Origin of the sequence: Leptospira kobayashii (assembly GCF_003114835.2) — a bacterium.
In the GTDB taxonomy this organism is placed as follows: domain Bacteria; phylum Spirochaetota; class Leptospiria; order Leptospirales; family Leptospiraceae; genus Leptospira_A; species Leptospira_A kobayashii.
The window spans coordinates 2,722,462-2,746,896 of the sequence record NZ_AP025028.1; the positions used below are offsets into that span (position 1 = coordinate 2,722,462).

Sequence of the window (24,435 nt, forward strand, 5' to 3'; positions counted from 1 at the left end):
AATTGGAGAACAACATGGCACATAAAGTCGTTATTATTGGATCGGGACCGGCAGGACACACTGCTGCTATTTACGCGGCGAGAGCCAATCTGAGTCCGGTTATGTATGAAGGCTTTATGGCGGGTGGAGTTGCCGCAGGCGGACAATTGACAACCACAACGGAAGTGGAAAATTTCCCAGGTTTTCCTGACGGGATCGACGGAACCGAACTCACACAACTTTTTCGAAAACAATCCACAAAATACGGAACCACCATCCACACACAAACCATCACCAAAGTGGATTTTTCCAAACGTCCTTTCGTGCTTTGGTCTGATGATGAAAAAATCGAAGCGGAGTCAGTTATCATCGCCACAGGGGCCACTGCCAAACGTATGCATGTAAAAGGAGAAGACCTATTTTGGCAAAGAGGAATCTCTGCTTGTGCCGTTTGTGACGGAGCACTTCCCATTTACCGTGGCAAAGAACTTGCTGTGATCGGCGGCGGGGACTCTGCAGTGGAAGAGGCAAACCATCTGACCAAATTTGCTTCCAAGGTTTATTTGGTTCATAGAAGGGATCAGCTTCGTGCCTCGCAAATCATGCAAAAACGAGCACTCTCCCACCCGAAAATCGAAATCCTTTGGAATAAAACCATCGTTGAAGCGAAGGGTGCAAACAATGGCCTAACAGCTATTACACTGGAAGACACGGTCAACAAAGCTGTGACCGATTTGCAAGTGGGCGGACTTTTCTACGCGATTGGACATGTTCCCAACACACAAGTATTCCAAGGTCAATTGAACTTGGACGAAACGGGATATATCATTACAAAACCGGGAACGACTCAGACGAATATAGAAGGTGTTTTTGCTGCGGGAGATGTACAGGACAAAACCTACAGACAGGCGATCACTGCGGCAGGTAGCGGTTGTATGGCGGCATTGGAAGCGGAGAAATGGTTGGAAGGTCACTAAAAACCTGCAATTGTAAGTTATAAGCCAAATCGAAACATCGATTGAAACCGAAAAGGTTAGAGAAGTGACGATAATTTCGTCACAAGATTCTAACCTTTTTTTTATCTTTTGATTTGTTTCCCGGAAGAATCAAAATACCCTTTTTGGTCCTTTGTCCAAAACATAACAGATGTTCCATCCGAAGAAACCATTCTTCTTTTTCCATCATCCCATTCAATGATAGTCCAGCCGTCTTTTTTGAAAATAGTTTGATTTCCCGGAAAGTAAGTCGCTTCCCAAGTTTTTCCCTGCCATTTGTAAATTCCGGATTTCCATAAGAAAAAAGTGGATTCTCCCGGACCATCGAAGTCCCCTTCTATTTTTTTTAGAAACGGTTCCACAGAAGCGAGGAAGGTTTCCCGAACGGAAGGAATATCCTCATAATTCTGAATGTCAAAAGGAGAAGTAGGCAAAGGAAAACCTTTCTCTAAAAAACTCTGATAGATACTAGCATTCACCGGCATCATCACAGTAGAGCCTTTCAAAATTTTCTTTTTAGAATCGGAAAGTAAGACGGATTTTTTAGATTGGAAGTCGGCTACAGTAAGAGAGATAAATTGATCGGCGGAAACACCCGTTGCCTTTTCCAAAGCGAGAGCGGAGTCCGTTCCCAAACAAGTATCCTTATTGTATTTAACAACCGTTTTGCTGCCATAGTTTTTATGCATATACTCGACCATATATGCGCCCAGAGAATAAGGAAGTAAATCCTGATACCCTTGCTTGAGTAATGCAGCATAGCCGGTAGGAATTTTGCCTGCTTGGATTCTTTTGTCCAATTCTTCGTAGATATAGTATTTTTTCGAAATGGAAAATTGAGCGGCAATATAATTGGCAATTCCTTCATCAAACCATGGATCGGGAAGATTTTCTTTCGGTAAGTTGGCTAGGCCGGCTTTATAAGAAAGACAAGTCATTTGTTCCAAGTTATGAACCGCTTCATGGTAAAAAGTACCCAGAAAGGCCCTCTTTTTCGCATCCTCGTCCAAAACGGAATTCCCCGTCGGCTTTGCTTGTTTTTCCCCGCAACACATAGTAATTGAATTCTGACCGCCAAACCCCCCTTCTTCGGAGCCGCCGGGCAAATCCTTTCCTTGGTAAGCGGACATCTCTCCGTTTTTATCAAATAATAATACGGGAACCTGACCTACGTTTTCCATATCGAATTCTTTCTTAGCAAAAGCGAAAAATTCGTTAGAGGGAAAATTTTCTTTTAACGCCTGTAAGTATAAATCCCAATCCGAAGAATGATAAAAACTATATTTGGAAACTAAAAAACGACCCGGTTTCGCTTTGGAAGGATCGATCAATTGCCAATTTAATGCAGGCGATACGTTGCTTTTTTGAAATACCCACGCGAATTCCTTTCTGTGAGGAACCCAGTCCCGGATCAGTCTGGAACCATCCTTCCAGTCCAATTGAATTTTCGGCAAACAACCGCTACACGATCCCGCCGCCCCGAAGGAAGTAAACTGGGAACCGTCTTGCATCTCCAATTTCCAAGTCCCGTTTTCCCATTCCGTAAGTACGCTCCCATCCGTCCTTTTCCATCTGTAATTGTCTTTTTTCCAAAGATAAACTTCACCTCCGTCCGGTCCTGAATAGAAGGAAGGAGTGTTGGAAGGAAATTTTAGACGTAGTTCACCAATTTGTGGAATGGTAATTCCGGAAATATCTTCAAATCGGGTGGGAGCGGAAGCGCCCCATTGGTAGCGGGAGATCTCGGTCCGGTTGGTTCCCTGGAGGTAAGGCACACGAACCCTGCCGGGGTCTTGGGCGAAAACAGGAAATAAATTTATGACAAAAATAAATAAGAAAACGGGCTTTTTTTGAAACATACTGATCCTTTGTCCAAACGCCGATATGATTTCGACATTAAAACAAAAGTCAAGTAGGTTCTAAAAAGAATTTTGATTTCTATATGCGATTGCGATTTGGCCGGTGCGGGAAATCTCTCTGATTCCGAATTGTTTCATAAGAGAAATCATATTCCCCACTTGTCTTGAGTTTCCTGAAAATTCCAAAAGAAGGGAGTCTTCCGTGATTTCCAAAACCTTCGCACCAAACCCATCACAGACGGTAAGTGCCTCTGTTCGGTTGGATTCGGTGATCGTTACGGAGATAAGAACCAATTCCCTTTGCACGGAACTTGCATAAGCCATGTCTTGGACTTTCAAAACATCGGGCAATTTCAATAATTGATTTTTCACCTGACCCACTGTAAAATCATCTCCGTTTAACACAATGGTCATCGAAGAAATCTCAGGATTGTCGGTAACACCTACCGCAATCGAATCGATGTTATATGCTCTTCTTGTGAAAAGACCGGAAACATGGCTCATCACTCCATGATGATTGTTCACTAAAATGCTGAGTGTATATTTCATTTCTTTAACTTTGCCAAGTCCTTAAATTCAAGTAGGTCTTTCTGGGATTTGCCGGCAGGGATCATCGGAAAAACTTTTTCTTCCGCAGGAATCATCACTTCGATGAGAGCGGAACCTTCGTCATTGAGAAAAAAATCGATCCCTTTTTGAATTTCGGATTTTTTCTCAATCCTCATTCCGGGAATGTCATAGGATTCGGCGAGTTTCACAAAATTCGGATTGTATGTCCATTGCGACTCACTGAATCTTTCTTCATAAAACAATTCCTGCCACTGACGGACCATTCCGAGAAAATTATTATTAAAGAGCAGGATTTTGACACCTAACTTTGACTGGGCGATCGTTGCCAATTCCTGAATGCACATCTGAAACGATCCGTCTCCTGTCACACAAATTACAGTCTTATCGGGATTTCCGAATTTTGCCCCGATGGCAGCAGGCAAACCGTAACCCATAGTACCAAGCCCGCCGGAAGTCAGCCAAGTGTTCGGTTCATCAAATAAATAATACTGCGCGGCCCACATCTGATGTTGGCCTACATCCGTAGAAACAATCGCCTTACCGTTTGTCTTTTCATAGACCCGTTTTAAAAAATCCTGAGGTTTGATCACGTCACTGGAATTATCAAAATCCAAAGGATGATCTTTTTTCAACTGAGCAATTCTGCCGATCCATTCGGATCTGTCTGTTGTTTTAATATATGGTAGAATTTCACGAACGGCATCTTTCAAATCCCCGTGAAGTACATGATCGACATTCACACGTTTGTTGAATTCTGCCGCATCTATATCGATATGAGCTCTGATGGCACTCGGAGCAAAATCGTATTTTTTGGCAACGCGGTCGTCAAAGCGGGCACCCAAATTTAAAATATAATCGCATTCAAGAACCGCCTTATTTGCGTAAGCTGTTCCATGCATCCCGAGCATCCCGACGCTGAGAGGATGAGTGGCGGGAAATGCCCCGATCCCCATCAAGGTTGTTGTAACCGGTGCATTTGCTTTTTCCGCAAGTGCTTTGATTTCGGCCGAAGCGAACGAATTGATCGCTCCTCCTCCTACATAAAGTAACGGTCGTTTTGCTGTATTCAGAACTTCTGCAAATTCCTGTGCATCGCCTTTTACTTTTTGGCGTTCATAATGATGAGTTGCGATTTTGAGAGAGGGAGCTTTACGAACTGTAGTTTTCCCGATTTGTACATCTTTTGGAAAATCAAGTAACACAGGTCCAGGCCTTCCTCCCATGGCGATTTTCATCGCTTCTTCAAAATGGCGGGCAAGATCGTCAGGAGATTTGATGAGAGCATTGTATTTCGTAATCGGAATTGTAATTCCGTAAATATCCGCTTCCTGGAAAGCATCGGTTCCTATATCTGCGGTTGCCACTTGTCCTGTAATGGCTAAGATAGGAATGGAATCCATCTTGGCATCGGTGAGTCCAGTAATCAGGTTTGTGGCACCAGGACCGGAAGTGGCGATGCAAACACCTAGTTTTCCGGTGGAACGCGCGTACCCTTCTGCCATATGTATGGCACCCTGCTCATGGCGGACAAGAATGTGTCGGATTTTTTTGCTGTGATAGAGCTCATCGTAAAAAGGAAGGATGGCGCCGCCGGGATAACCAAACACGATTTCCACACCCGCCTCTTCCAAGAGTTCGACCATCAATCTGGCACCTGAGATAGCTTCGGTATTTGTAGTCATGTTTTCCCCCAATACCATTTCTGCAAAAAAGGGCATTAAGTCAATGTTCTCTCGTTTTTAACTCGATTTTTGCTGTCCAAATTTTGAACCTAGATATTGAGCCTATCCGATGGACAAAACAGAAATAGAAAAACCCCAAGAAGATGAAAAATTTTCAAAAATAAAATCTTTAGCCAAGGAAGCGTATCGGTTCTTAGACCAAGGAAGGTTTCGAGAGGCGAAAGAACGTCTGGAAATCCTATTGGAAGAAGATCCATCCAACACTTACGGACTGGTGGGCTTAGGCGATTATTATGCCAAAACAAAACAACCTGCCGAAGCAATTATTTATTATCGCAAATGTTTAGCGCAAGATTCAACAAATAAATTTTCCCTGATGGGACTTATGAATTGTTACCGTGATTTGAACAGCCTGAAAAAAATCATAGAAGTTGCGGAAGAATTTCATCATATAACAATTACAGACGCAAGTATACTCTCCCGAGTGGCGGACGCCCATCGCAAATTGAAAAACTTCAAAGAATCGGAAGTTTATTATATGGAGGCGTTGCAGATCAATCCGAACGATCAGTATGTGATCGTAGGACTGGGTCATTTGTTTTTTGCCTGCCAACGTTATGCGGAAGCGATCCAATGGTGGGAAAAACTTTTATCCACACAACCGAACAATATCAAGATTCTGACGGAAATCGGTAACAGTTACCGCAAGATCAAAGACTTCGACAAAGCGATCATTTATTACGAGCGCGCCAAAGAATTGGACGGACGCAACTTTTTCGCCTTATACGGACTTGCGGAATCCTATCGCGGCAAAAAGGATTTTGAAACTGCGATTCTCTATTGGGAAAAAATTCTGGAATTCGATCCGGAAAATAAATTAATTATCAATCGTTATGCGGACTCTCTCAGAGGTCTCGGTAAATACGATAAAGCCTTGGAATGCTTTAATAAAATTCTGGCGAGCGGGGATGATTATTTTGCACTTTTGGGAAAGGCTGCCGCTCTGAAATTGATCGGAGACTTGGACAAGGCGGAAGAAATCTACGTCAACCTATTGGCCAAATCACCAAATGATCCTAGACCGGCTCTCGAACTCTCCGATCTCTGGGATCTGATGGGCAAAAAAGTTCAAGCCATCAAAATGTTAGAAGACCTTGCTAAAAAAATTCCATCCAACGAAAGCATCCGAGAAAGAATCGAATATCTAAAAGATTAAAGATCCTCCCGTTTTAGAACTTTTTAATATTGACTAAATCCATTTTAAGATGATCTCTAGGACAGCTTTACCTTAGAGACATCGATGATGCACAAACAACTGAGCTTTTTTCTATGTACTATCTGTACATTATATTTCACTGGTCACGAACTGAAAGCACAAGAATTCGCACCCTCGGACGGATGTGAAAAGCCGGCACCGAGAAAAGACCTCCCCTTTCCCATGGATGCCTCGAAGCAGCTTTGTAAAAAGGATCTGGAACAAAAAAACGAGGGTTGGTATCCGACCGGCTTACCATTGATCAACTCGGACCCTAACGAAGGGATTGGTTATGGGGTTCGGGCTTATATGTACAATAACGGCAAAAAAGCCGATCCCTTATTTGAGTATACCCCTTACCGATTGCGATTTTTCGCCCAATATTTCAATACAAACAAAAACGCACAATACCACCAATTGAGTCTGGATATGCCTTTTATCGCAGATACCAAATGGAGATTGCGTGCGGATGCATTTTTAACGATCACACCGACTACTCTCTATTTCGGATTGGGGGAAAACAGTTTAAAACCTCTGTCCTATCTGGACCGAAACCAATCGGACGGAAGATTGATTCAGAACGCAAGCTATATGGATCAGGAAAGAAATTTGACCTACTTCCGACCAGGCATGCCTTCCGACTCAGTGATGTTCGGCGGACGAAACTATTCGGGGATTCCCAGCGGCCAAGGTTATCTTGTAACGGATCGGATGTACAATCGTTATCAGATAGAAACTCCCATGGCGACTGCCAGCGCGGAAAGATCCTATGTGGGCGGAACAGTCCGTTTGGTAACCGGGTTAAAATTTTCGAATAACATCGTCCATACTTACGACGGAAAACTGATTCAGGGAAAAGATCCCTTACTCGGAGGAGATCCGCTCAATTACGGAGCCGAAGTTCCGAACGGAAAGACAAGACTTACTGAAGACAATGAGGCAGGCAAGCTACGCGGATATAACGGTGGCTATGTGAATTCGCTACGAGTTGGTCTCGTTTACGATACAAGAGACTATGAACCGGATCCGAATAGCGGAGTATTTTTAGAAGCCACTTACGAGAAAAACTCGAAAGCAATGGGTTCCGACTTCAATTTTCAAAAGTATTTCGTTCAGGGAAAATTTTTCTGGAGTCCGTTTCCGAAACTATTTGATAAGTTAGTCATCGCCAATCGATTTGCTATGGGACTTACCGACGGAGATGTTCCCTTTTTCGAATACAGAAACCTTTGGGGTACGGAAGGTATGATGGGCGGGCTCGGGGGACTTCGAACTCTCAGGGGATTCAAACAAGATCGTTTTGTGGGTAGAACCATGGGTTGGGGAAACTCGGAAGTCCGTTGGAAATTCGCAGAGACAAAAATCGGAAGCGAGTATTTTGTATTTAACCTGGTTCCTTTTATGGACTACGGGCGTGTTTGGGACGACGAACATAAGATCGGCTGGAAAGGTTATAAATATTCACGAGGGATCGGGCTGCGAATCGCTTGGAACCAAGCGACAATCATCATGATTGACTATGCTAAATCCAGAGAAGATGAACAAACATTTGTTAACTTTAGTCACGTCTTTTGATAAGGAAGAGGATTGTGAAATAAACGTTTAAGTCGATTTTATTTTTTAACCGAAGGTAATATATGTAAATATTACCTCTCAGGTAATCGACCCGCCTCTCTTCCCGTATTATACTGTTACTCATTGGAGAACAGTATATGAACCAACCCTATTCCCTTTTAAAAAACACATTTCTAATCAATGGATTTCTTTCCGGAGCGACCGGAGTCATCTGCTTGATTTTGGCAGATTATTTATCTACTCTTTACGGAAACCTTCCGAGTATTTATCCGGCATTATTGGGAGGAGGACTTGTCCTTTTCGGAGGATTTGTGTTTTTTATCGGAAAGAAAGAAAAACCGAATCTTACGATTTCTCATATCATATTCTACATGGATGTGGTATGGGTTTTGGGAACGATTGGACTACTTTCGGCTTTTTTTGAAAACATACATATCTTCGGATTTGCATTTGCCAGCGCAGTAGGTCTCGCCGTTTTGGGATTTGCTATTTTTGAATTTAAGGGAATTCGAAACATAGAAACACAAACAAACTAAACGAATCTAATTTTTAACAGTGGAAGCAAGATATGCCATTGTTTCCGCTGTTTGTTTATCATTGGGAAAAAAAGTCTCTATCTTTAACTCTTGTAATCCGACATCCAAAGGTGTTCCGAATGCGGAAATAACGGATAAAAAAGACAGAACTTTCCCTTCAAAAGAAATATCAACCGAAATGAGAGGTAGGTTTTCCTTCGGTAAAAACTCAACTTGATCTTTGGGCAAAAATTTAGAAATCCTTTCATACAATTCAAAACTTTCTCTTTTTCCTAAACGAGCTTCCTGCTTCAACCTTCCCAATAAAAAAGGACAAACTTCATCCCAGTTAAGGATATATTTTCGAAATCCATCCGGATGAAATAACAATTCCATGAGATTTTGGCCGATGACGGGAGAGCCCGGAAACAAAAGCCCGAATAAAAATCCGGCGGCAGAATTCACACGAAGCACATCCCAACTACCATTTGTTAGTATAGCGGGATACGGTTCCTGTTGCTTTAAAATGAAATGAATCGCGTCGGAGACGGATTTCATTGCGGGGTCGTCTATTTTTTGATCGGAATAAAGAGGGGAAAGACCGGCACCTAACATTAATAAATTTCTTTCCCGAAAAGGAATATCCAAAACATCGGAAAGCCGATGGATCATTTCTTTGCTGGGATTGGCCCTTCCGGTTTCCAAAAAGCTGATATGTTTGCTGGAAATTTCCGCATCCAAAGCAAGTTCCAATTGGCTTTTTTTACGAAGCTTTCTCCATTCCCTGAGTTGGTCGCCGAATCCGTTTTTCATTTGGAACCCAATATACCAAAGATATGAATTCGAATCAATTCCTCTCTAAGACAAAAAGGCGAACTTTTCCAAATTAAAAAAATGAATTTCGAAGATAGGATTGATTTTGCAATGAGTTTGTGGTAAAGGAAAGGCATTGGGTGGCGGGTGGTTAACCCCACCCAATGCCTATAGGGCGGGGATGGTATACCTTCGATCTCCTTCCCCCTTCCCTACCAAAAAAAAAGACCAAGCCTTTCAGCTCGGTCTTTTTCCCTATACGGAAAATTCTAAAAATTAAGGAGCGATTGTTTTAACCAATGTTAGATCTTCTTTTTTGAAAATCTTGATCGTCGTCTTGTCCCCTTCTTTCGGCTTTCCTGTTACATAAATTTTTTCACTGAAAAAAGTTAGTTCCGAATTTTCTTCAATTGCTTCGGAAGATCGTGCTTCAAAAGTTAGATCGGATTTGAAACGAGCTACATAGTATTTGTCTTGGAATTTTTCTACCACGTAGATTTTGTCTTCTCTCGGAACAATAGGAGTTCTCCAGAAGATATCCGCATTTTCACTGGATTTTTTAACACCCAATTTGTCCGGATCGAGTAAAACCAATTTGTGTTTTCTGGTTTCGATTTTTTCTCCATCGTAACCCAAAACAAGAACTCCTTGGTTCGGAATCTCCTTGAATTCCTTGGAACAGATGTTATTGTAAGGACTTTTGAAAAGCGCATCGTCTTTTTTTGTATCGATCGCCCAAAGTTCGTTTGAGTAGTGACCGTCCGCATCATACTTGATGAACTTCATGAAAAGGATTTTATTATTGATCACATTATCACTTTGTTCTTCTTTTTTCTTAAGTTCGTCTTTGACTTGAGAAAGTTCTTTTTGAACTTCCTGCACTTTCTCTTCCGCTGCCTTCACAGCTTCCGTTGTTTTTGCAGGTTCCGCAGTGGCGGTTTCGGTTTTACCATCTTCTTTTCTGGCTTCTTCTTTCGCTGCGACTTGCTCTTCTTTTTTAACAAGCTCTTCTTTCTTTTGTTCCAGAGCGGCTTCTTTGACTTCGGTAGCTTTTTGTTCTTGTTGGATTTGTTTTACTTCTTCCGTTTTTTTCTCGATCTCGGCTTTATTTTTAACCGGATCTTTTTTCAATTCGTTGAGGTTGGCAACGGTGGTAGCTTCTTTTTTTGCCAGCTCTTCTTTTTTCTCGGCAACTTGTTTTTGTTCTTTGGCTACTTCTTGTTTTTTATCTTGGACAATTTTCTTTTCTTCTTTGATTTTATCATCTTGAAGTTTGTCCATTTTTTTGGCTTCATCCTGCATCTTTTGTTTTGTAGCAGGATCTTTCTCTTTGTCTTTTACGATTTTATTGACATCTTTTTCCAACTCATCCGTAGTAACATCCTTACCGCTGTCCTTAAGAATGTTCTTTTCAATCGGAATGATCAGTTGGGTTTTGCCGGACCAATTTTTATAATTCGTATCAATCCCGATTTTGTCAGCCGTTACCGCTTTAACAACTTCTTCCGTATATTTGCCGGTAACGAATTTGAGATCTTTTCTATGAGCCGCATTGTAGTATAACACATATTGTGCGAGAGTGTCGGCACCGCCGGCCTTGTATTGAAAGGAACTTTCGAGGTATGCAGCTACGATCCTTACGATCGAATTTACGTGATCGAAAGATTGAGATTCGCTAATGGAAAAAATATCGGCTCCCAGTTTTCCATCCCCGCCCGGTTGAATTCTTTGCACGGTAACTCCGCTGACGGAAGCACTGTCGGATTTGCTGAGTGCAGTAGCTAATTTTTTACCGGTTTCGGCATTTTCCTGAAGGATATCAGGGTTTGCTTTTTTTAAAGAGCGATTGATAAACTCAATCTTCTTTGCTCCCTTGATTTCCGATTCCCCAAGCGGTGCCTTGGATTGTGCGGAAACTCCTGTTACAACAACAAACAAAAAGATAGCGGTCGCGCGAAATAATCTCATTTCACCCTCTTAATTTTTTTTTAAAGAATAGCGCTATTTTAAAGGAAGGAATGGAATCTGAAAAGCAAGTTTTCCCTCATTTAAAAAGATATTTACCCCTTGTCTCATGGAACAAATCTGGGAAGGGAATGGGAAAATTTACTTCAAGAATCCACAATTTCAACGCAGGGCCTGCCATGCTTCCTACGGAAGTGATGGAAAAAGCCCAAAGAGAATTCCTGAACTACCAAGGGACAGGAATGTCTGTAATGGAGATGAGTCACAGGGCAAAACCCTTCCAAGACATCCTGGACCGATCGATTCACTATTTGCGTTCTCTTCTCTCCATTCCCGATCGTTACGGAGTCGTCTATTATCCCGGTGGAGCTACACTTCAATTCTCAGCGATTCCCCTCAATTATTTGAAAGAAGGGGAATCCGCAGACTTTGCACTTACCGGAGTCTGGGCTGTGAAAGCCAGAGAAGAGGCTAAAAAATTCTATCCGAATGTAAAAACCATCTTCGACGGAAAGGATTCCAAATATACGGAAATCCCCGAACTTACGGATGAACTGATTTCCGATGATGCAAAATATGTTTATATCACTTCCAATAATACGATTTACGGAACCCGTTACAAAACGTTACCCAAATTGAAAAAGGCCCCTCTCATTGCAGACATGACGAGTGATCTTTTAAGTCGTAAGTTGAACATAGAAGATTTCAGCGTTATTTTTGCAGGCGCTCAGAAAAACATAGGTCCATCCGGATTAACACTTGTTATCTACGACAAAGAAAAACTTCCGAAACAAAACCATCCTATTCCCAATCTTATGAATTTCGAATTGATGGAAAAAAACGGATCGCTCTACAACACACCTCCGACTTACTCCATTTATATGGCAGGACTTGTCTTCGAATGGCTGATAGAAAAAGGAGGAGTCGAAGTGATGGAGAAGGAAAACGAAGAGAAAGCAAAACTCCTTTATGATACGATCGATTCCTCTTCCCTTTATTATGCACCCGTCCCCGTAAAAAACCGTTCCGCGATGAATGTTGTCTTCCGTTTGAAAGACGATTCTCTTGATTCTAAATTTTTAGAAGGAACGGAAGCTGCAGGACTTGCAGGGCTCAAAGGATACAGAGATGTAGGTGGATTCAGAGCTTCCATTTACAACGCAATGCCTAAGTCGGGTATAGAAACACTTATCTCCTATATGAAAGAATTCGAAAGATCCAAAGGTTAGTTTTGAAAATCAAAAACGTATCTTTCTTATTTATTTTTTCTTTGTGGGTAAGCTCCCTCAGTTCCAGTTCCGTTTGGATTCCCGAAGAATTGGAACTGGGAAAGGAAGCAAAATCCTGTTACAAACCCCTGAAAGACTGGGGAATAGGAATGCTTTCCAAAAACAGTTATGAATTGGAATCCAATTCCTTTCAAAATTTCGCCAAAGAATCGGCAAACCTCCGTTTGTCGTCTTTGGCCTGTTTGCGGGGGCTCATCAAAAAAGAATCGGACAAAAACGCCATCTTATCCGGTTATGAATTCGGCATTTCCCGGGAAGACCATCTATTCCGTCTGGAGCTTAGAATTCTCACTTCTACCGAACGGGATTTTCCACTTACCCCGATCGAAATGAAGTCCGTGAAAGATTGGACCGAAACGAGAGGCCAGCTTGTGGAGGGAATCAGAAACCTCACAAGAGACGGTCTAATGTACTCAGACAAAGATTGGGAAAACAAAAAAGGGAATCTGGAAGAAGAAATCCGGGCTCGTTACGGAAGTTTGGTTCGGGAAAGAGAAAAATTCCTGTTTAGCCTTTCCATTGAATCCAGAGCATCTTACCTTAATTATTTAGCAAAATTTACGGAGAATTCATTATGAAACCCAAGTTAGGAATCGCGTCCGACCACGGAGGATTTACCCTAAAAGAATTCCTAAGGAAAAGCCTGGAGGAAAGTTTTGAAGTGGTCGATTATGGTACAAAGAGCGAAGCTTCTGTTGATTACCCGACCATCATCGGGGATGCCTGCCGAAAAGTTTTGGCGGGGGAAGTGCCCAGACTCATCGCCCTCTGCGGAACAGGAATCGGCGCCTCGATTGCGGCAAACCGAATTCCGGGAATCAGAGCGGCACTCTGCCATGACGAATTCACTGCTGAAATGTCCCGCCGACATAATGATGCAAATGTAATCGTTTTGGGAGGTAGGGTTTTGGGAACAGATCTGGCTCTTCGGATTGTACAAAAATGGATAGATACAGATTTCGAGGGCGGCCGTCACGAACGGAGACTAGGTTTGATCGAAGAACAAAAACCCTAATCACTTTATTATTTTTGGCATTCAATCTGGATGCCAAAGAAATCGTCCGCCTAACACAAACTCCATTATCGGATTGGAAACGGATTGATGCAATCATCGAAACCAAACCCGGCAAAAAAGAAATCATTCGCGCAAGTGAAAATACACCGAAAAACAAAGAATTGTTTTTGGACTTTGAAGGAGAAGTAAGTTCTCCCGAAGGAAAAGAAGAAGTATTTTCCAGCTCCAATTTCAAATCTCCCAAATCGGTTTCCATCCTATCTTCCTCATACATTATAGATGAAAAACATTCTTTCTTTGGGAAAAGATCCGCATATTTTTCCGGAAAAAGAAATCAAATCCATGTTTCCGTATCCGGCTCACCGCTTTTCGGTACAAATCCCGAATCTTTTTCCATAACGGTTCCCCTGCTTATCAGCGAACAAGGTGCAAGCTCAGTCGTTCTGGACAGAACCGTTTTTATCAAAGGGAAAAAATACGGGTTCAGTTTGGAAATAGAAGAAAACAAACCGGTGTTTTATGCCAACAACTTGTTTCAAACTTCCAACGGATCAACAAAGAGCGCAGAAGTCAGATCGAATATCTCCATTCCCAGAAAAGAATGGCATGTCATCTCCATCTATTTCGATGTAAATGAAATGAAGTTCAGTCTGTACCAAAACGGTTATGAAACGGCAAGTTTCGAAGGAAACGTTTCCAATATAATCGGAGTTAGTTTTCCGGAACATGATTCCACGAATTTGGTCATAGGTAAATCTTTCTTTGGAAATATGGATGCGGTTCATATCCACAAAGGTGAGCCGATGGAAAACAAAGATTACTCCCGATTTGCAAGAGTGACTTATTCCGATGAAACCAAACTGGCAAGTCAAAATGGTAGTTGGATCATTTCCCCGATCTATATGACGGAGCATAGTTTCGCAAGCCTAATGCAATTTGAAGCTTCTTTCGAAAAACCTAAGGATTCTCAGGTAAACGTATATTTCAGAGGTAGCAATCGCAAATTTTCAGAGTCACAAACTCACGTTCCTTGGACTCGAATCGAAGATGGAAATAAAATTCCAGCGAACTTGGAAAAATTCCGTTTCCACCAATGGAAAGTTTGGTTGCGATCCGATCCGGAAGGAACCGCTTCTCCCTCATTCCATGCATTCCAATATAAACTGAAAGAAATCATTCCTCCCAATATACCCACAGGATTTCGAATTTCCGAATTTTCACCTTTGGATAAAAAGATTTGTTTTGCTTGGAACTCCAATCATGAAAGAGAAGTTCAAAACGGAGGAGGTTATATGATCCATTACGGAGTGGAACCGAGCCGAATGATCGGAACCTTATTTGTCAAAAACTCTCAAACGGAAGGTTTGAAATCCATTGATGGGAAGACCGAAGAGAACGATTATAAAAACCTGAAATTCTGTGCGGACGAAAGCACCCTACTTTCCAATATTTATATCTCCGAATCGGATGCTCCTTCTCTCAGCAAAACACTGGAAGATCCGAAATTTACCGCGAACAGAGAAAGGCGAGGAGCTTTATTTCAATCGGGGATTTCTTATTATTTCAAAATTTCAGCTTACAACCGTTATCACGACGAATGGGAAGGAAGAGACCAGAAAAGCGGTCTCTCCGGTCCGATTTCAGTTCATTTCCCCAAAGAGGTTTCTCAAAGGTAGCTTGGATTCGGGAAGATCCGCATTCGCCCTCTCAAAATACAAAACCTCTTCCATCCCGGAAAGCAGCGCGATAGAAGACTCGACGGAAAGCAAATGCAAAGTCGGGTTCGCATTTGCAGTATCCGCGTTGCCTGCCAAAACTTCCAAAGTTTCCCTACTAAAGGAAAGTATTTCCTCTACGATTTCGTTTACCAAATGAAGGAAACTTCTTTCCTTTTCTTTTTTATCTTTCGGAAATTCGGAAAACACGTTTAACACCGAATATACGGAAGTATACAATTGATGGCGTTCATGGATATAGGACTCGAGTATAGGAAGTATTTTTTTATTATCCTCATTCCATAGAAGTGCCTTCCAAACTGTGGACGAGATGTAAATTTTCAATTCAATAACTCCGTAATCGTTCGAAGCGCTTTGATTCGGGTGAAGTCCGATTTTTGGGTGATTTCGTTCCGAAGCGCAAGTCGGAGCAGCTCTCCTTGCGAAATCCCTCTTTTGTCGGCTTCATTTTTCAAAAGCAAAATTTCTTCTTCGGAAAAAAGAATTTGGAATCGTTTGTCTATCTTTGCCATTATTCCTCTTCCTCCAGTTCTTTCTCCGCCTTCTCATACTTTCTCCAAAACAATTCGGCATCCTTCCATTGCCCGAGAGATTCGTAGAGTGCCGCAATATTATAATAACATTCGGTAAGCCTGTAATCCAACTTCACCGCTTTCTGGAACAATTTAATCGACTTTTCCTTGTTATCCGAAAACCATTCGCTGAAAGCCCAAAGATAATACCATCTGCCTAAATTGGGATCTCTGGGACGCACCTTTTCCAAATGCAATACGTTCTCTTGAAATATTTTGGACGCCCGATTATAATTGGTTTGGATGGCTCTGGTTTTGTTGATTCTCGATTCTATATTTTCATCGTTTCTGGGAACTTCCAAATCGGTTCGATATAATAATGCTTTGGCATATACCAATTTGAAGTACAATTCGTTCGGGCTGATAGTTAGGTATTTTTCCAAATAAGGAATGGATTTCGTTTCTTCATCGGACCGATGGTATTCGAAGATTTGTTTTTTCAGAATAGTGGTTTCTTCTTTGCGTTTGGAAGGAGCGGCAAACAAGACTTCCGCGAAAATCAAGAAACCTAAAAACAATCTAAAGATATAGATAGTAGTTTTCACCGTCATCCGGGTATTTCATAAACTTACATTCGTAAGGGAACGGATACAAATGGAGCAATTTCTCCAAAGTATCTTTCATATTTGCTTCGCTGATGATCAAAAAAGAATTGGGAGAACTTTCTATGACCCGATCATTGCTTTGCAAAACGTCGGCAACCTTTGCCAAAAGAGACGCTTTTTTCGTTTCATTTGCGGTAGAAGGATGATAATTTTCCCATATAACACGAGATATATGAGCAACTCTTTTCCCTCCCAAAGTCGCCTGTAAGAAGGAACGAACCATCCAAGACAAACTGTCTTCAAACAGATCCGGAGTCTTTTCTTCTTTTTCCAATAGAGTATTCAATGCAGGAATCAGTTGTTTTAACTTTTCGCCGATCATCCTTCTATGCGAATCCAAAAATTTTTCCTTTTCCGACTTATTCAAAAGAACGAGAAATAGTCCGGGAAATCCGAAGGAATCCAACTTGAAAGAAACAATCGTTTCGATTTGAGCAAGTATTTCCCACGAAAATTTTTTGGAGATAAACTTATCCTGTCTTACCTTTTCATCGATATCCACCCAGGAATATCCTGTTTCATCATAATTGAAAAAAGAATCATTATGAAGAAAAATCATATTGGATCTGGTATTGTAATCCAGACCGAAAGAAATCTGACTATGATAGGATCCGATGGTATCGTTCAAAAACAAAAATGAGAATCGGGGGGAACCCAGCCTGCTGATAAAATTTCGAGTGTATTCGACTATACCGTCCAATGAAATTCCGTCTCCCCGGTAAACCCGATCCAAAAGAGAGTATTCGAATTTTTTTTCTTCCGGGATGGGCCAATTCAACGACTGCGCTTCGTTAGGTTGTTTGAAGACCTCTTCCGTGGTCTCTTGAGACGTGACTTTCTGAACAAGATCCTTCAACTCAGGATTGAAAATGGATTCTCTTTTTTTCTGAATCTCCGGTGCGAAAGACTCTTTTCTGTTTTTCCATAAAACCGGAGGAATGTATTGATGGATTTGTTTTTTCACAGTTTCTTTCCCAGAATAGAAAGAAGTCGGTAACTCTGCAATCGCTTCTTTTTTAGGGATTGTATTTTCCAAATTCGAAACAGCCGATTCCACTCTATTTTCCTTTACCTCTTCCATTATAACATGGTCTTTTGTCAGATCGATTTCCAAGGGAACAAACTCTTTCGATTCCTCTGTCCCCGCGCTCGGATTTGTAACTTCGGGAATACTCTCATCTTCTGTTTTATCTTCTTCAGGTAGAGAAAGTAGCTCTTCTTCCTCGCTCTCTTTTTTCGTGAAGATTTGAAATTTGAAAAAACCGAAAACCAAAAGCAAGGGTACGAAAGTTATATAAGACCAAACGGTAACAAGGGATAAAACACCTTCCGTTTTGAATATAAAAAGTCCGTCCAAATGACCTTTGGTTTCGGTAGGTGCGGATACATAATAGGAACGAAACAGAACTTTCAATATGGAAAAAGAACTGACTCCTGACTCGGTATGTTTGCTACCGGAAACTAATTCTTCCTCCCAAAGTTTGGGATGAAGCAAAAACGATTCGTTGTTTCTGTCTTTTGAAATCCGTAAACTAACATCAGGATAATAATATTCGTCTCTATCTTTCTCTTTTTTAGCGGAAAAGGAAATCCCGTTCAACGCCAAGACCACCAAAGTGGACTTTTTGTTTTCTTCATTGATAGGAATGATAAAAATATATTCTTTTTCGTTTTGCAATAATCGGGAAGATTTTTCCAAGTAAACTTCCGTTAAATGATTTACAATCCCCAACCCGAACCTATCCGTAATGGATCTGAAGTTTTCTCCGTCCGACCAGGTATAAACATCATTCACTACCGAATCATAATGAAAATTCCTGAAATCTTCACGTTTGTTTTTGCCGGAAGAAAACTGATCCAATACGTTTTTTTCAAGTATAGTCAATTCGTTTTCAACTTGTTCCAATCGCATATTTGCCCAAGGAATATAATAACGAAAATCAGGAAAAATGGAAAAGGAAGTTTGGTAAAAGGTGATTAGTATCAGATAAGATATGATTCCGATGAGTTTGGAATTGGATAATTCCAAAGGTTTTCCTTTTAATGAAAGATATGTAATGCGTGCAAGAAAGCAAAAAGAAATACTAACGCTTATTATCAATAGAAATCGGGATACAATCCATTTGGAAAACAGACTTGCATCTTCAATGATATAAACGGAATATTCTTTGAATTTGTATTTATTAAGTATTCCTTCTTCTCCTCCGATTTTCCAGGAAATCTTTTTCCCTTCTTTGCCTTGGAAGGTTCGGAGGAGCTCCTCTTCCGTTCTATCTCCATTCAAAACGGAAACATCATTGGTATAATAAATCGTTCCCACTACTTCATCAAATACCCAAAAATTATACCCAAACTCCAGATTAGGATTTGATAAATTCGGTTTTGCCATATAAGGTAACGGAAATGTGATAAAAAATTTACCGTCTTTGGATCTGTAGGCGATCTCTCCGTTCGCGAGACTCCTGGCCATCCCCTTTTCCAGGGGATTCGCATCGTGGCGAAGCTCGTTTTGAAACACTTCTTTCGTTTCTTTATCCGAATAAACAAGTCTCAATGACTCATCATAGACTTTGACAGAACTTATATTCAATCTGTCTTTGATCTTCTTTCCCACCAAACTTCCATAATACGGAAGTTCACCTTCTCTTAGATTGAATTCCAGATGTTTTAAGTATTCCTGTTTGGTAGCTGAATGATGAATAGCGAGAGCTTCTAAAAATTTTTCTTTTCGGGAGAATCCGTCGGAAAGACTCTCCCAAACCAAAAATACGGAACCTAAAAAAACGGAAAAAAATAGGATTCCCAGAAGAATAGAGGCTTGTCCGAATTTCCGAATCATCTTTACTATTATCGGTGGCATTTTTTGAAATTCGACTCTAGTCCAAGGTACAGATGATATTTTATACATTTTTAGATGGAATCGGCCTTGGGAAATACGACCCGGAGACAAATCCGTTCTCTAAGTTCGCGGAAGGATTTCTTTCCCCCCTAGGCGGCAAATCGCAAACGGATGCCAAACTCCCCAAACTGGCAAATACTCTGCATTATGTAAGAACGGATGCACATATGGGAATTCCCGGACTTCCCCAATCCGCTACGGGACAAACGGCACTTTGGACCGGTGTGAACGGACCGGGGACTTTGGGGCGTCATGTAAGCGGATTTCCTACGATCACTTTGCGGAAGATCATCGCAAAATATTCCATGATCAAGATTCTTTCGGAAAACAATATCAAAGCTGATTTTCTGAATTGTTTCACGGACCATTACCTCAGGCATGTCCAGGAAAAACCGAAACTGGTTTCCGCCTCCACTCTCATCCAACTAGCAAGCGATAGACCGTTAAAAACGATGGATGACCTCAGAAACGGAAAAGGTCTGTATATGGATCTTACTCATGAAATTCTACGCGATTTTGCCGCCGAGAGTTTACCGAAAGATGATCCTCTTTTGCAACTGAGAGATCCCAAAACTCTGGGTAATTCCGTATTTTCTATGTTTGGCGACTATGGACTGACGATTTACGAATATTTTTTAACCGACAAAGTGGGACATGCACAGGATTGGGAAAAAGCGGAAAAGATCATTCATACCTTGGAAGCTTTTTTTTACGGAATCCTGGAGTCGATTGATCCGGAAAAAGATCTACTCATCGTTGTGAGTGATCATGGAAATATGGAAGATCTAAGCCAAAAAAATCATACCGAAAATCCGGTAGCGACCATTCTTTATGGAAAAGACGCAGAAGAATATTCGGAGAACATTCATTCCTTAAAAGATATAGTACCTATTATTTACAAAAAGTTCGGATTGGATGAGGCTTTGGAAAATTTGGCTCATAATGAGTTTTTTCCGAATTAGACTTGGATTAAAAATCCAAGTCGTTTCCAAAATCATTTGAGGAACTTGTTTCTTTTTTCTTTTCCATCAAAGGAGATACGCTTCCCTTTCTTTCCTGATTCAAAGCATCAATGTTCAACCGGCCGATTTTTTCCTCTTTGCCGGCATCATCCAAATCATCATTGTCTTTGAACTGATCCAAAGATTCTTTTTTCCAAGCAAGTGCTTTGTCTGTGATATGGTTTTTAGGATACTTATCTACAATCGTTTGAAATACGGAAGCTGCTTCTTCAAACTTACCTTGTCTGAAATAAATCGTTCCTTTTTTATATAAGGATGCCTGATCCAAAGAATAATTGCTGTTATTCAAAGTTTTGTTCAAATATTCCAAGGATTCTTTTTGTTTCCCTAACGCATCGTAGGCGGAAGCAATATAAAAATAAGAATTTTCTTCCACTTGCGGACTAGGATTCAAAGTTAACGCTTTTTGAAAAAGTTCAATGGATTTCCAATATGTCTTTTTGGTATAAAGGGATTTCGCTTCCGCAAAAACGGAATCTTTGTATTCATCCACAACCTTGCCGTTTGCACCGCTGAGTTGATTTTCCGTCTCGATGTATTCGTCAAACACATCGAAAGAAGCCCAATCCTTTCCTTGTTTGCGGAGAGTTCTTCCCCAACCGATTCTTGCTTCCGTATTCGTATTGTCTTCCTGCAAAGCCAATACGTAATTTTTGCGAGCAGGTTCCAGCAGTTTGTGATTATAGCTATAATCAGCTAATGATTGTAATACTTTCGATCTGAGTTTTGCATTATTGGATGAACGAAGTACTGATTCCAAATGACCCTTTCCTTCCACTTCCTGATCCAATTTCAAAAGAAGATTTCCCAAAGAATAGGAAAGGCTGTCTCTTTCTTCCGATGTAAGGTTGGATTTGTTTCTCAAACCTTTGTAAATATCCAATGCAAGATAATGATCCCCGTTTTTTTCCAGAGCGCGGGCTTGGTTGTATTTGATTCTGAATTCGTAATTCTCTAGGCCTTTTTTACCGGCAAGTTCGGAGAAAATGGAAACAGCTTTTTCTTTGCTATTCTCACTTGTTTGTTTTAAGTATTCTTCGCCTTCCGCAATTCTTTCCAAGACGACTTGATTTTGATCTTCTTTGGAATAAATTGTAGTATGATAAAATGCAGTGATGATTCCGGCACAAATAAACAAAAAGCCAGCCAATGCAACGATGGAACGATTCATGATTTACCTCTGCCCAGCTTTTCAAGAGTCTGGTTGGTCCAAAATTCTGTACGATCAGGAGAGAAACTTTTAGCATCTCTCTTCATAAAATATCGGAGAGCTTTTTTATACTCCCCCGATTTTAGGTGACTAATCCCTAAATAAAAATACGCCTTACCCACCAAATGTGTGTTTTTCTCCCGTTCCAGATATTTTTCCAAACGATCGATCGCAAGTTCAAATTTGCGTTTCAACACTGTCTCTTTCAAAATCCGATTGAGATCGGTTTCGGAAAGGTTATAACCCACAGTCGAAAGAGTATTTTCATCACTTTCATCTATTAGGCCGTCTTCTTTTCCGGAAAGAGGTCTGATCTCGGGAGGTACCACACTGTGCTCATTGACTGCGGTATCCACCTTTGCAGGAGTTTGAGTCGTTTGAACGGTTTGTTCCGACGTAGGTTTTATTTCTTCCGGCTTATCCAGATCCTTGTTAAAGTCATATCTGAAAAAAGAAACATTCTCTTTCAAATTAAAATCTTCCGAAATCACACCCGACTTAACCGTAACTCCGAAATACAATTCCGGGATCTCTTTCAACTCTTTGATATAAAAATTCGTTTTAGGATGATTGACAGTCGCTACCTTTACGGCAACACCCGCCCCGAAAGAAGTAAGCCCTTGGTTGAACGGTTTGGTAGATGCATAAACGGAATATATCGAAGAATCATCGACTCCTTCGGGCGCAAGCCAACTCATCACAACACCTTTCCCTACTCTTTCATAACCGACACCTCGAACATGTAAGGTGCCTTGCGGATCGGGAGGAGCGATGGATTGCTGCGGTTTATTTTTTGGAGAAGCAGGAACGGAATCGTCGGCAATCACTTCCGCAGTATTCTTACCGTTATCTTTAACATAGAATATGCGGATGGAGGATTTTTTATCTTCCAAAGGAAGGCCTTCTTCTCCATTGGGTTCTTTGATGGAAACTCCGTAGTAAACCGTTTGGGATTTTTCCAATCCCTGATCCAAAAAACTGACAGTAGGATGACTTACTTCTGCCAATTTTTGCGCTTTTTGCATCAATGGTAAACTGGTCATCGGACTCAAAGATCTGTATATAGTATAGATCGTTCTTCCGGAAACAACTCCGGGTGGTGCTTGCCAATCAATTCGTACATTCTTTTTTTCTAATGCTGCATGAATATTGGAAACATGACTCGGAAGTCTTCCTATCCCTTGATCATCCGGAAAGCTGGGAAATCCGGGATTGGTTACGGTTCCGTCGGGATCTTCGATAGTAACAGGAATAACAGTATAATTTTGATTCGGAAATAATTTAACTTCTCTTTTGCGAATATCTCCGACGAGTACGACCGCGTAATAATAAGTTCCCGGTTTCAAATTATAATCGTAAAAAGTTTTGATGGAACTTGCACCACCGGTCTTATAGCGACCGAGAGAATCTGCCACATACAATTTGTCGGGAGTATCGATCACTGTATTGGCGCGGGCGACGATCACTTCCCCTTCTTCTTTAGGAGGTTCCCAGGCCAGAAAGGTAGACTTCCTATCGGACAGAACATTGGCCCTGAGAACACGCGCACTGGATGGATAACGCCCTTCTTCAAAAATAGTTTGGGTTGCCAAAGGAAAAAAGGAGAGAAATAATAAACCTCCCAAAATCCATTTTTTAGATGAGACCACCATAGTCTCATTTTCGGTTTCCCGGCGTATGGAATTGAATTTTTCTATTGTACTCTCAAATAGAATCTGTTAAAATTGGAATTATGTCGGACACGGAATACTACAGATCCCTTGAATATCACGAATATTTGATCTCCAGCCATAGAAGAGAGGTCTGTTCTCCCGATGATGTCTTTGCTTTTTTCAATTGGAAGGGATTGCAAAATCTTGTGGATTTCGGTTCTGGGCTTGGATTTTACTTCAACGAATTTAGAAAATGGTTTCCTCATGTTTGGGTTTGGGCGGGGGAATGCCAACAAGAAATCATCGATATGATTTTGCGAAGAAAACTTTTGGAAGGATTGGAAAAGCTAACTCCTTTCTACATCGACCAATCCGATCACCCTCTTCTTCCCACTTGGATTCCCGTCCCTGAAATCATATTTGCTTCCCTATCTCTTTCCACATTCCCGAATCCGGGTCTTGCCATGGACGGACTCATTCGTTCCATGAAACAAGGAGGGAGATTGTTCATTGTGGATTGGGCGAAAACGGAATCCGGATTCGGTCCTAAAATCAACGAAAAGATATCTCTCGATAAAATGAAATTTCTCGCGGAAGAATACAAGCTGGACGTTGTCAAATCAGGAAGGATTTCGGAATACTTCTACGGAATGGAAGTGAAGGCGAGTCCTTCCTTTATTTACGGTTATTACGACTTGAAGGAAGAAGAGGACGACTCGGATATTTTCAAAATGTAACGGTTGTCATATCGTCTCCGCAATTTTTTTAATGATTTCCAGACAATGATTCCAACTGTCTTCGGAATGTTTTAGTTTTTCCTCGGAGGTAAATCCCGACTGAGTCAGATTAATCGTAACTATTTCACCTGCGGTTGTTAGCTTGTTTTCAATGATTGCATAATTTTCCGGCAATTCGGGAAGTTCGAAAAACGCAGTGAAATAAGTATATTTGAATATGTAAGGTTTTTCAAATTCCAGAATCACTCCTTTCTCTTCGTAAGCTTTTCCTTCCCATTCCCCTTTGAAGATAAGTGAACTCCCTTTTTTCCAATCGGAAATCGCATCAGTCCCGTACAGATATTCCTTTATGTATTTGGGACTAGTGAGAATTTCCCAAACAGTTTCCTGACTTGCTTTGATTCGTTTTTCCATACTGAGTTTTAAATTATGATTTAGGCTGATTTGGTTCATCTTTCGCTCCTACATAAGGATATACCAAGTAGAAAGA

General features: G+C 41.1%; 22 protein-coding genes. 10 read left to right on the forward strand and 12 right to left on the reverse strand.

What is annotated here, in order from left to right; genetic code table 11:
* Nucleotides 1-14 precede the first annotated feature (14 nt).
* Entirely contained in the window at nt 15-956 is a 942-nt protein-coding gene (trxB, locus tag DI077_RS12270; protein WP_109019110.1) for a thioredoxin-disulfide reductase, read from the forward strand.
* 101 nt (nt 957-1,057) lie between these two features.
* Here the strand turns inward: trxB and DI077_RS12275 are convergent, their stop codons facing one another.
* Genes DI077_RS12275 through ilvB form a run of 3 tightly spaced genes read right to left on the reverse strand, consistent with a single transcriptional unit; the run spans nt 1,058 to nt 5,085 of the window.
* Nucleotides 1,058-2,833 carry a peptidase MA family protein gene (locus tag DI077_RS12275; protein ID WP_109019109.1) on the reverse strand — a complete coding sequence of 592 codons (1,776 nt, stop codon included), beginning with the start codon at nt 2,831-2,833 and terminating at the stop codon, nt 1,058-1,060.
* Between the two features lie 60 nt (nt 2,834-2,893).
* A complete protein-coding gene (gene ilvN, locus DI077_RS12280; RefSeq protein WP_109019108.1) occupies nt 2,894-3,382 on the reverse strand; it encodes an acetolactate synthase small subunit in 489 nt (162 codons plus the stop codon).
* On the reverse strand, nt 3,379-5,085 hold the full coding sequence (ilvB, locus tag DI077_RS12285; protein ID WP_109019559.1) for a biosynthetic-type acetolactate synthase large subunit: 1,707 nt from the start codon (nt 5,083-5,085) through the stop codon (nt 3,379-3,381). The genes ilvN and ilvB overlap by 4 nt, the downstream gene beginning before the upstream one ends.
* A gap of 109 nt (nt 5,086-5,194) precedes the next feature.
* On the opposite strand from ilvB, the gene DI077_RS12290 reads away from it, so the two are divergent.
* The 3 genes from DI077_RS12290 (at nt 5,195) to DI077_RS12300 (ending at nt 8,451) form a co-directional block, all read left to right on the forward strand.
* Nucleotides 5,195-6,301 (forward strand): tetratricopeptide repeat protein, encoded by a 1,107-nt coding sequence (locus DI077_RS12290; protein ID WP_109019107.1) that lies wholly within the window; start codon nt 5,195-5,197, stop codon nt 6,299-6,301.
* Between the two features lie 84 nt (nt 6,302-6,385).
* Nucleotides 6,386-7,915: an Omp85 family outer membrane protein gene (gene omp85 / locus DI077_RS12295; protein WP_423241747.1), complete on the forward strand. Its 1,530-nt coding sequence runs from the start codon at nt 6,386-6,388 to the stop codon at nt 7,913-7,915.
* A gap of 137 nt (nt 7,916-8,052) precedes the next feature.
* Nucleotides 8,053-8,451, forward strand: coding sequence for a hypothetical protein (locus DI077_RS12300; protein ID WP_109019105.1), 399 nt, complete (start codon nt 8,053-8,055; stop codon nt 8,449-8,451).
* 6 nt (nt 8,452-8,457) lie between these two features.
* Here the strand turns inward: DI077_RS12300 and DI077_RS12305 are convergent, their stop codons facing one another.
* Nucleotides 8,458-9,243 carry a helix-turn-helix domain-containing protein gene (locus DI077_RS12305; RefSeq protein WP_109019104.1) on the reverse strand — a complete coding sequence of 262 codons (786 nt, stop codon included), beginning with the start codon at nt 9,241-9,243 and terminating at the stop codon, nt 8,458-8,460.
* A 276-nt stretch (nt 9,244-9,519) separates the two neighbouring features.
* Nucleotides 9,520-11,211 (reverse strand): P83/100 family protein, encoded by a 1,692-nt coding sequence (locus tag DI077_RS12310; RefSeq protein ID WP_109019103.1) that lies wholly within the window; start codon nt 11,209-11,211, stop codon nt 9,520-9,522.
* A gap of 128 nt (nt 11,212-11,339) precedes the next feature.
* Between DI077_RS12310 and serC the strand changes: the two genes are divergently transcribed.
* The 4 genes from serC to DI077_RS12330 are packed head-to-tail and all read left to right on the forward strand — an operon-like array spanning nt 11,340 to nt 15,188.
* Complete coding sequence (gene serC / locus DI077_RS12315) at nt 11,340-12,437, forward strand: 3-phosphoserine/phosphohydroxythreonine transaminase (RefSeq protein ID WP_109019558.1); 1,098 nt, start codon at nt 11,340-11,342, stop codon at nt 12,435-12,437.
* Nucleotides 12,438-12,439: 2 nt separating this feature from the next.
* The gene (locus tag DI077_RS12320) at nt 12,440-13,075 is read left to right on the forward strand and encodes a hypothetical protein (protein ID WP_109019102.1); all 636 of its coding nucleotides are present in this window, start codon (nt 12,440-12,442) and stop codon (nt 13,073-13,075) included.
* Nucleotides 13,072-13,512, forward strand: a complete 441-nt coding sequence (rpiB, locus tag DI077_RS12325; RefSeq protein WP_109019101.1) for a ribose 5-phosphate isomerase B — start codon at nt 13,072-13,074, stop codon at nt 13,510-13,512. The genes DI077_RS12320 and rpiB overlap by 4 nt, the downstream gene beginning before the upstream one ends.
* 14 nt (nt 13,513-13,526) lie before the next feature.
* Nucleotides 13,527-15,188, forward strand: coding sequence for a LamG-like jellyroll fold domain-containing protein (locus tag DI077_RS12330; RefSeq protein WP_242935186.1), 1,662 nt, complete (start codon nt 13,527-13,529; stop codon nt 15,186-15,188).
* Here DI077_RS12330 and DI077_RS12335 read toward each other — a convergent pair.
* The 4 genes from DI077_RS12335 to DI077_RS12350 are packed head-to-tail and all read right to left on the reverse strand — an operon-like array spanning nt 15,153 to nt 19,285.
* Complete coding sequence (locus DI077_RS12335) at nt 15,153-15,572, reverse strand: hypothetical protein (RefSeq protein WP_109019099.1); 420 nt, start codon at nt 15,570-15,572, stop codon at nt 15,153-15,155. The two genes, DI077_RS12330 and DI077_RS12335, sit on opposite strands and share 36 nt — an antisense overlap.
* Complete coding sequence (locus DI077_RS12340; RefSeq protein ID WP_109019098.1) at nt 15,569-15,760, reverse strand: ribbon-helix-helix domain-containing protein; 192 nt, start codon at nt 15,758-15,760, stop codon at nt 15,569-15,571. Before DI077_RS12340 ends, DI077_RS12335 begins: the two co-directional genes overlap by 4 nt.
* Nucleotides 15,760-16,371 carry a hypothetical protein gene (locus DI077_RS12345; RefSeq protein ID WP_109019097.1) on the reverse strand — a complete coding sequence of 204 codons (612 nt, stop codon included), beginning with the start codon at nt 16,369-16,371 and terminating at the stop codon, nt 15,760-15,762. Before DI077_RS12345 ends, DI077_RS12340 begins: the two co-directional genes overlap by 1 nt.
* Nucleotides 16,340-19,285: a hypothetical protein gene (locus DI077_RS12350; protein ID WP_135354843.1), complete on the reverse strand. Its 2,946-nt coding sequence runs from the start codon at nt 19,283-19,285 to the stop codon at nt 16,340-16,342. The genes DI077_RS12345 and DI077_RS12350 overlap by 32 nt, the downstream gene beginning before the upstream one ends.
* A gap of 32 nt (nt 19,286-19,317) precedes the next feature.
* Between DI077_RS12350 and DI077_RS12355 the strand changes: the two genes are divergently transcribed.
* A complete protein-coding gene (locus DI077_RS12355) occupies nt 19,318-20,286 on the forward strand; it encodes an alkaline phosphatase family protein (protein ID WP_109019095.1) in 969 nt (322 codons plus the stop codon).
* Between the two features lie 7 nt (nt 20,287-20,293).
* Here DI077_RS12355 and DI077_RS12360 read toward each other — a convergent pair whose 3' ends face one another.
* Together DI077_RS12360 and DI077_RS12365 are read right to left on the reverse strand one after the other, a co-directional pair.
* Nucleotides 20,294-21,517: a tetratricopeptide repeat protein gene (locus tag DI077_RS12360; RefSeq protein ID WP_109019094.1), complete on the reverse strand. Its 1,224-nt coding sequence runs from the start codon at nt 21,515-21,517 to the stop codon at nt 20,294-20,296.
* Nucleotides 21,514-23,208 carry a tetratricopeptide repeat protein gene (locus DI077_RS12365; protein WP_109019093.1) on the reverse strand — a complete coding sequence of 565 codons (1,695 nt, stop codon included), beginning with the start codon at nt 23,206-23,208 and terminating at the stop codon, nt 21,514-21,516. Before DI077_RS12365 ends, DI077_RS12360 begins: the two co-directional genes overlap by 4 nt.
* Nucleotides 23,209-23,288: 80 nt before the next feature.
* Between DI077_RS12365 and DI077_RS12370 the strand changes: the two genes are divergently transcribed.
* Nucleotides 23,289-23,945 (forward strand): class I SAM-dependent methyltransferase, encoded by a 657-nt coding sequence (locus tag DI077_RS12370; protein WP_109019092.1) that lies wholly within the window; start codon nt 23,289-23,291, stop codon nt 23,943-23,945.
* 6 nt (nt 23,946-23,951) lie between these two features.
* Here DI077_RS12370 and DI077_RS12375 read toward each other — a convergent pair whose 3' ends face one another.
* On the reverse strand, nt 23,952-24,398 hold the full coding sequence (locus tag DI077_RS12375; protein WP_109019091.1) for an SRPBCC family protein: 447 nt from the start codon (nt 24,396-24,398) through the stop codon (nt 23,952-23,954).
* Nucleotides 24,399-24,435: the final 37 nt, after the last annotated feature.

What these genes read in the sequence shown, in the direction of transcription:
- ilvB (WP_109019559.1), bottom strand. Translation starts at nt 5,085, where the DNA reads ATGACTACAAATACCGAAGCTATCTCAGGTGCCAGATTGATGGTCGAA.
- DI077_RS12310 (WP_109019103.1), bottom strand. Translation starts at nt 11,211, where the DNA reads ATGAGATTATTTCGCGCGACCGCTATCTTTTTGTTTGTTGTTGTAACA.
- ilvN (WP_109019108.1), bottom strand. Translation starts at nt 3,382, where the DNA reads ATGAAATATACACTCAGCATTTTAGTGAACAATCATCATGGAGTGATG.
- DI077_RS12350 (WP_135354843.1), bottom strand. Translation starts at nt 19,285, where the DNA reads ATGCCACCGATAATAGTAAAGATGATTCGGAAATTCGGACAAGCCTCT.
- DI077_RS12345 (WP_109019097.1), bottom strand. Translation starts at nt 16,371, where the DNA reads ATGACGGTGAAAACTACTATCTATATCTTTAGATTGTTTTTAGGTTTC.
- serC (WP_109019558.1), top strand. Translation starts at nt 11,340, where the DNA reads ATGGGAAAATTTACTTCAAGAATCCACAATTTCAACGCAGGGCCTGCC.
- DI077_RS12375 (WP_109019091.1), bottom strand. Translation starts at nt 24,398, where the DNA reads ATGAACCAAATCAGCCTAAATCATAATTTAAAACTCAGTATGGAAAAA.
- DI077_RS12300 (WP_109019105.1), top strand. Translation starts at nt 8,053, where the DNA reads ATGAACCAACCCTATTCCCTTTTAAAAAACACATTTCTAATCAATGGA.
- DI077_RS12360 (WP_109019094.1), bottom strand. Translation starts at nt 21,517, where the DNA reads ATGAATCGTTCCATCGTTGCATTGGCTGGCTTTTTGTTTATTTGTGCC.
- DI077_RS12340 (WP_109019098.1), bottom strand. Translation starts at nt 15,760, where the DNA reads ATGGCAAAGATAGACAAACGATTCCAAATTCTTTTTTCCGAAGAAGAA.
- DI077_RS12275 (WP_109019109.1), bottom strand. Translation starts at nt 2,833, where the DNA reads ATGTTTCAAAAAAAGCCCGTTTTCTTATTTATTTTTGTCATAAATTTA.
- DI077_RS12355 (WP_109019095.1), top strand. Translation starts at nt 19,318, where the DNA reads ATGATATTTTATACATTTTTAGATGGAATCGGCCTTGGGAAATACGAC.
- omp85 (WP_423241747.1), top strand. Translation starts at nt 6,386, where the DNA reads ATGATGCACAAACAACTGAGCTTTTTTCTATGTACTATCTGTACATTA.
- DI077_RS12305 (WP_109019104.1), bottom strand. Translation starts at nt 9,243, where the DNA reads ATGAAAAACGGATTCGGCGACCAACTCAGGGAATGGAGAAAGCTTCGT.
- DI077_RS12365 (WP_109019093.1), bottom strand. Translation starts at nt 23,208, where the DNA reads ATGGTGGTCTCATCTAAAAAATGGATTTTGGGAGGTTTATTATTTCTC.
- DI077_RS12290 (WP_109019107.1), top strand. Translation starts at nt 5,195, where the DNA reads ATGGACAAAACAGAAATAGAAAAACCCCAAGAAGATGAAAAATTTTCA.
- trxB (WP_109019110.1), top strand. Translation starts at nt 15, where the DNA reads ATGGCACATAAAGTCGTTATTATTGGATCGGGACCGGCAGGACACACT.
- rpiB (WP_109019101.1), top strand. Translation starts at nt 13,072, where the DNA reads ATGAAACCCAAGTTAGGAATCGCGTCCGACCACGGAGGATTTACCCTA.
- DI077_RS12370 (WP_109019092.1), top strand. Translation starts at nt 23,289, where the DNA reads ATGTCGGACACGGAATACTACAGATCCCTTGAATATCACGAATATTTG.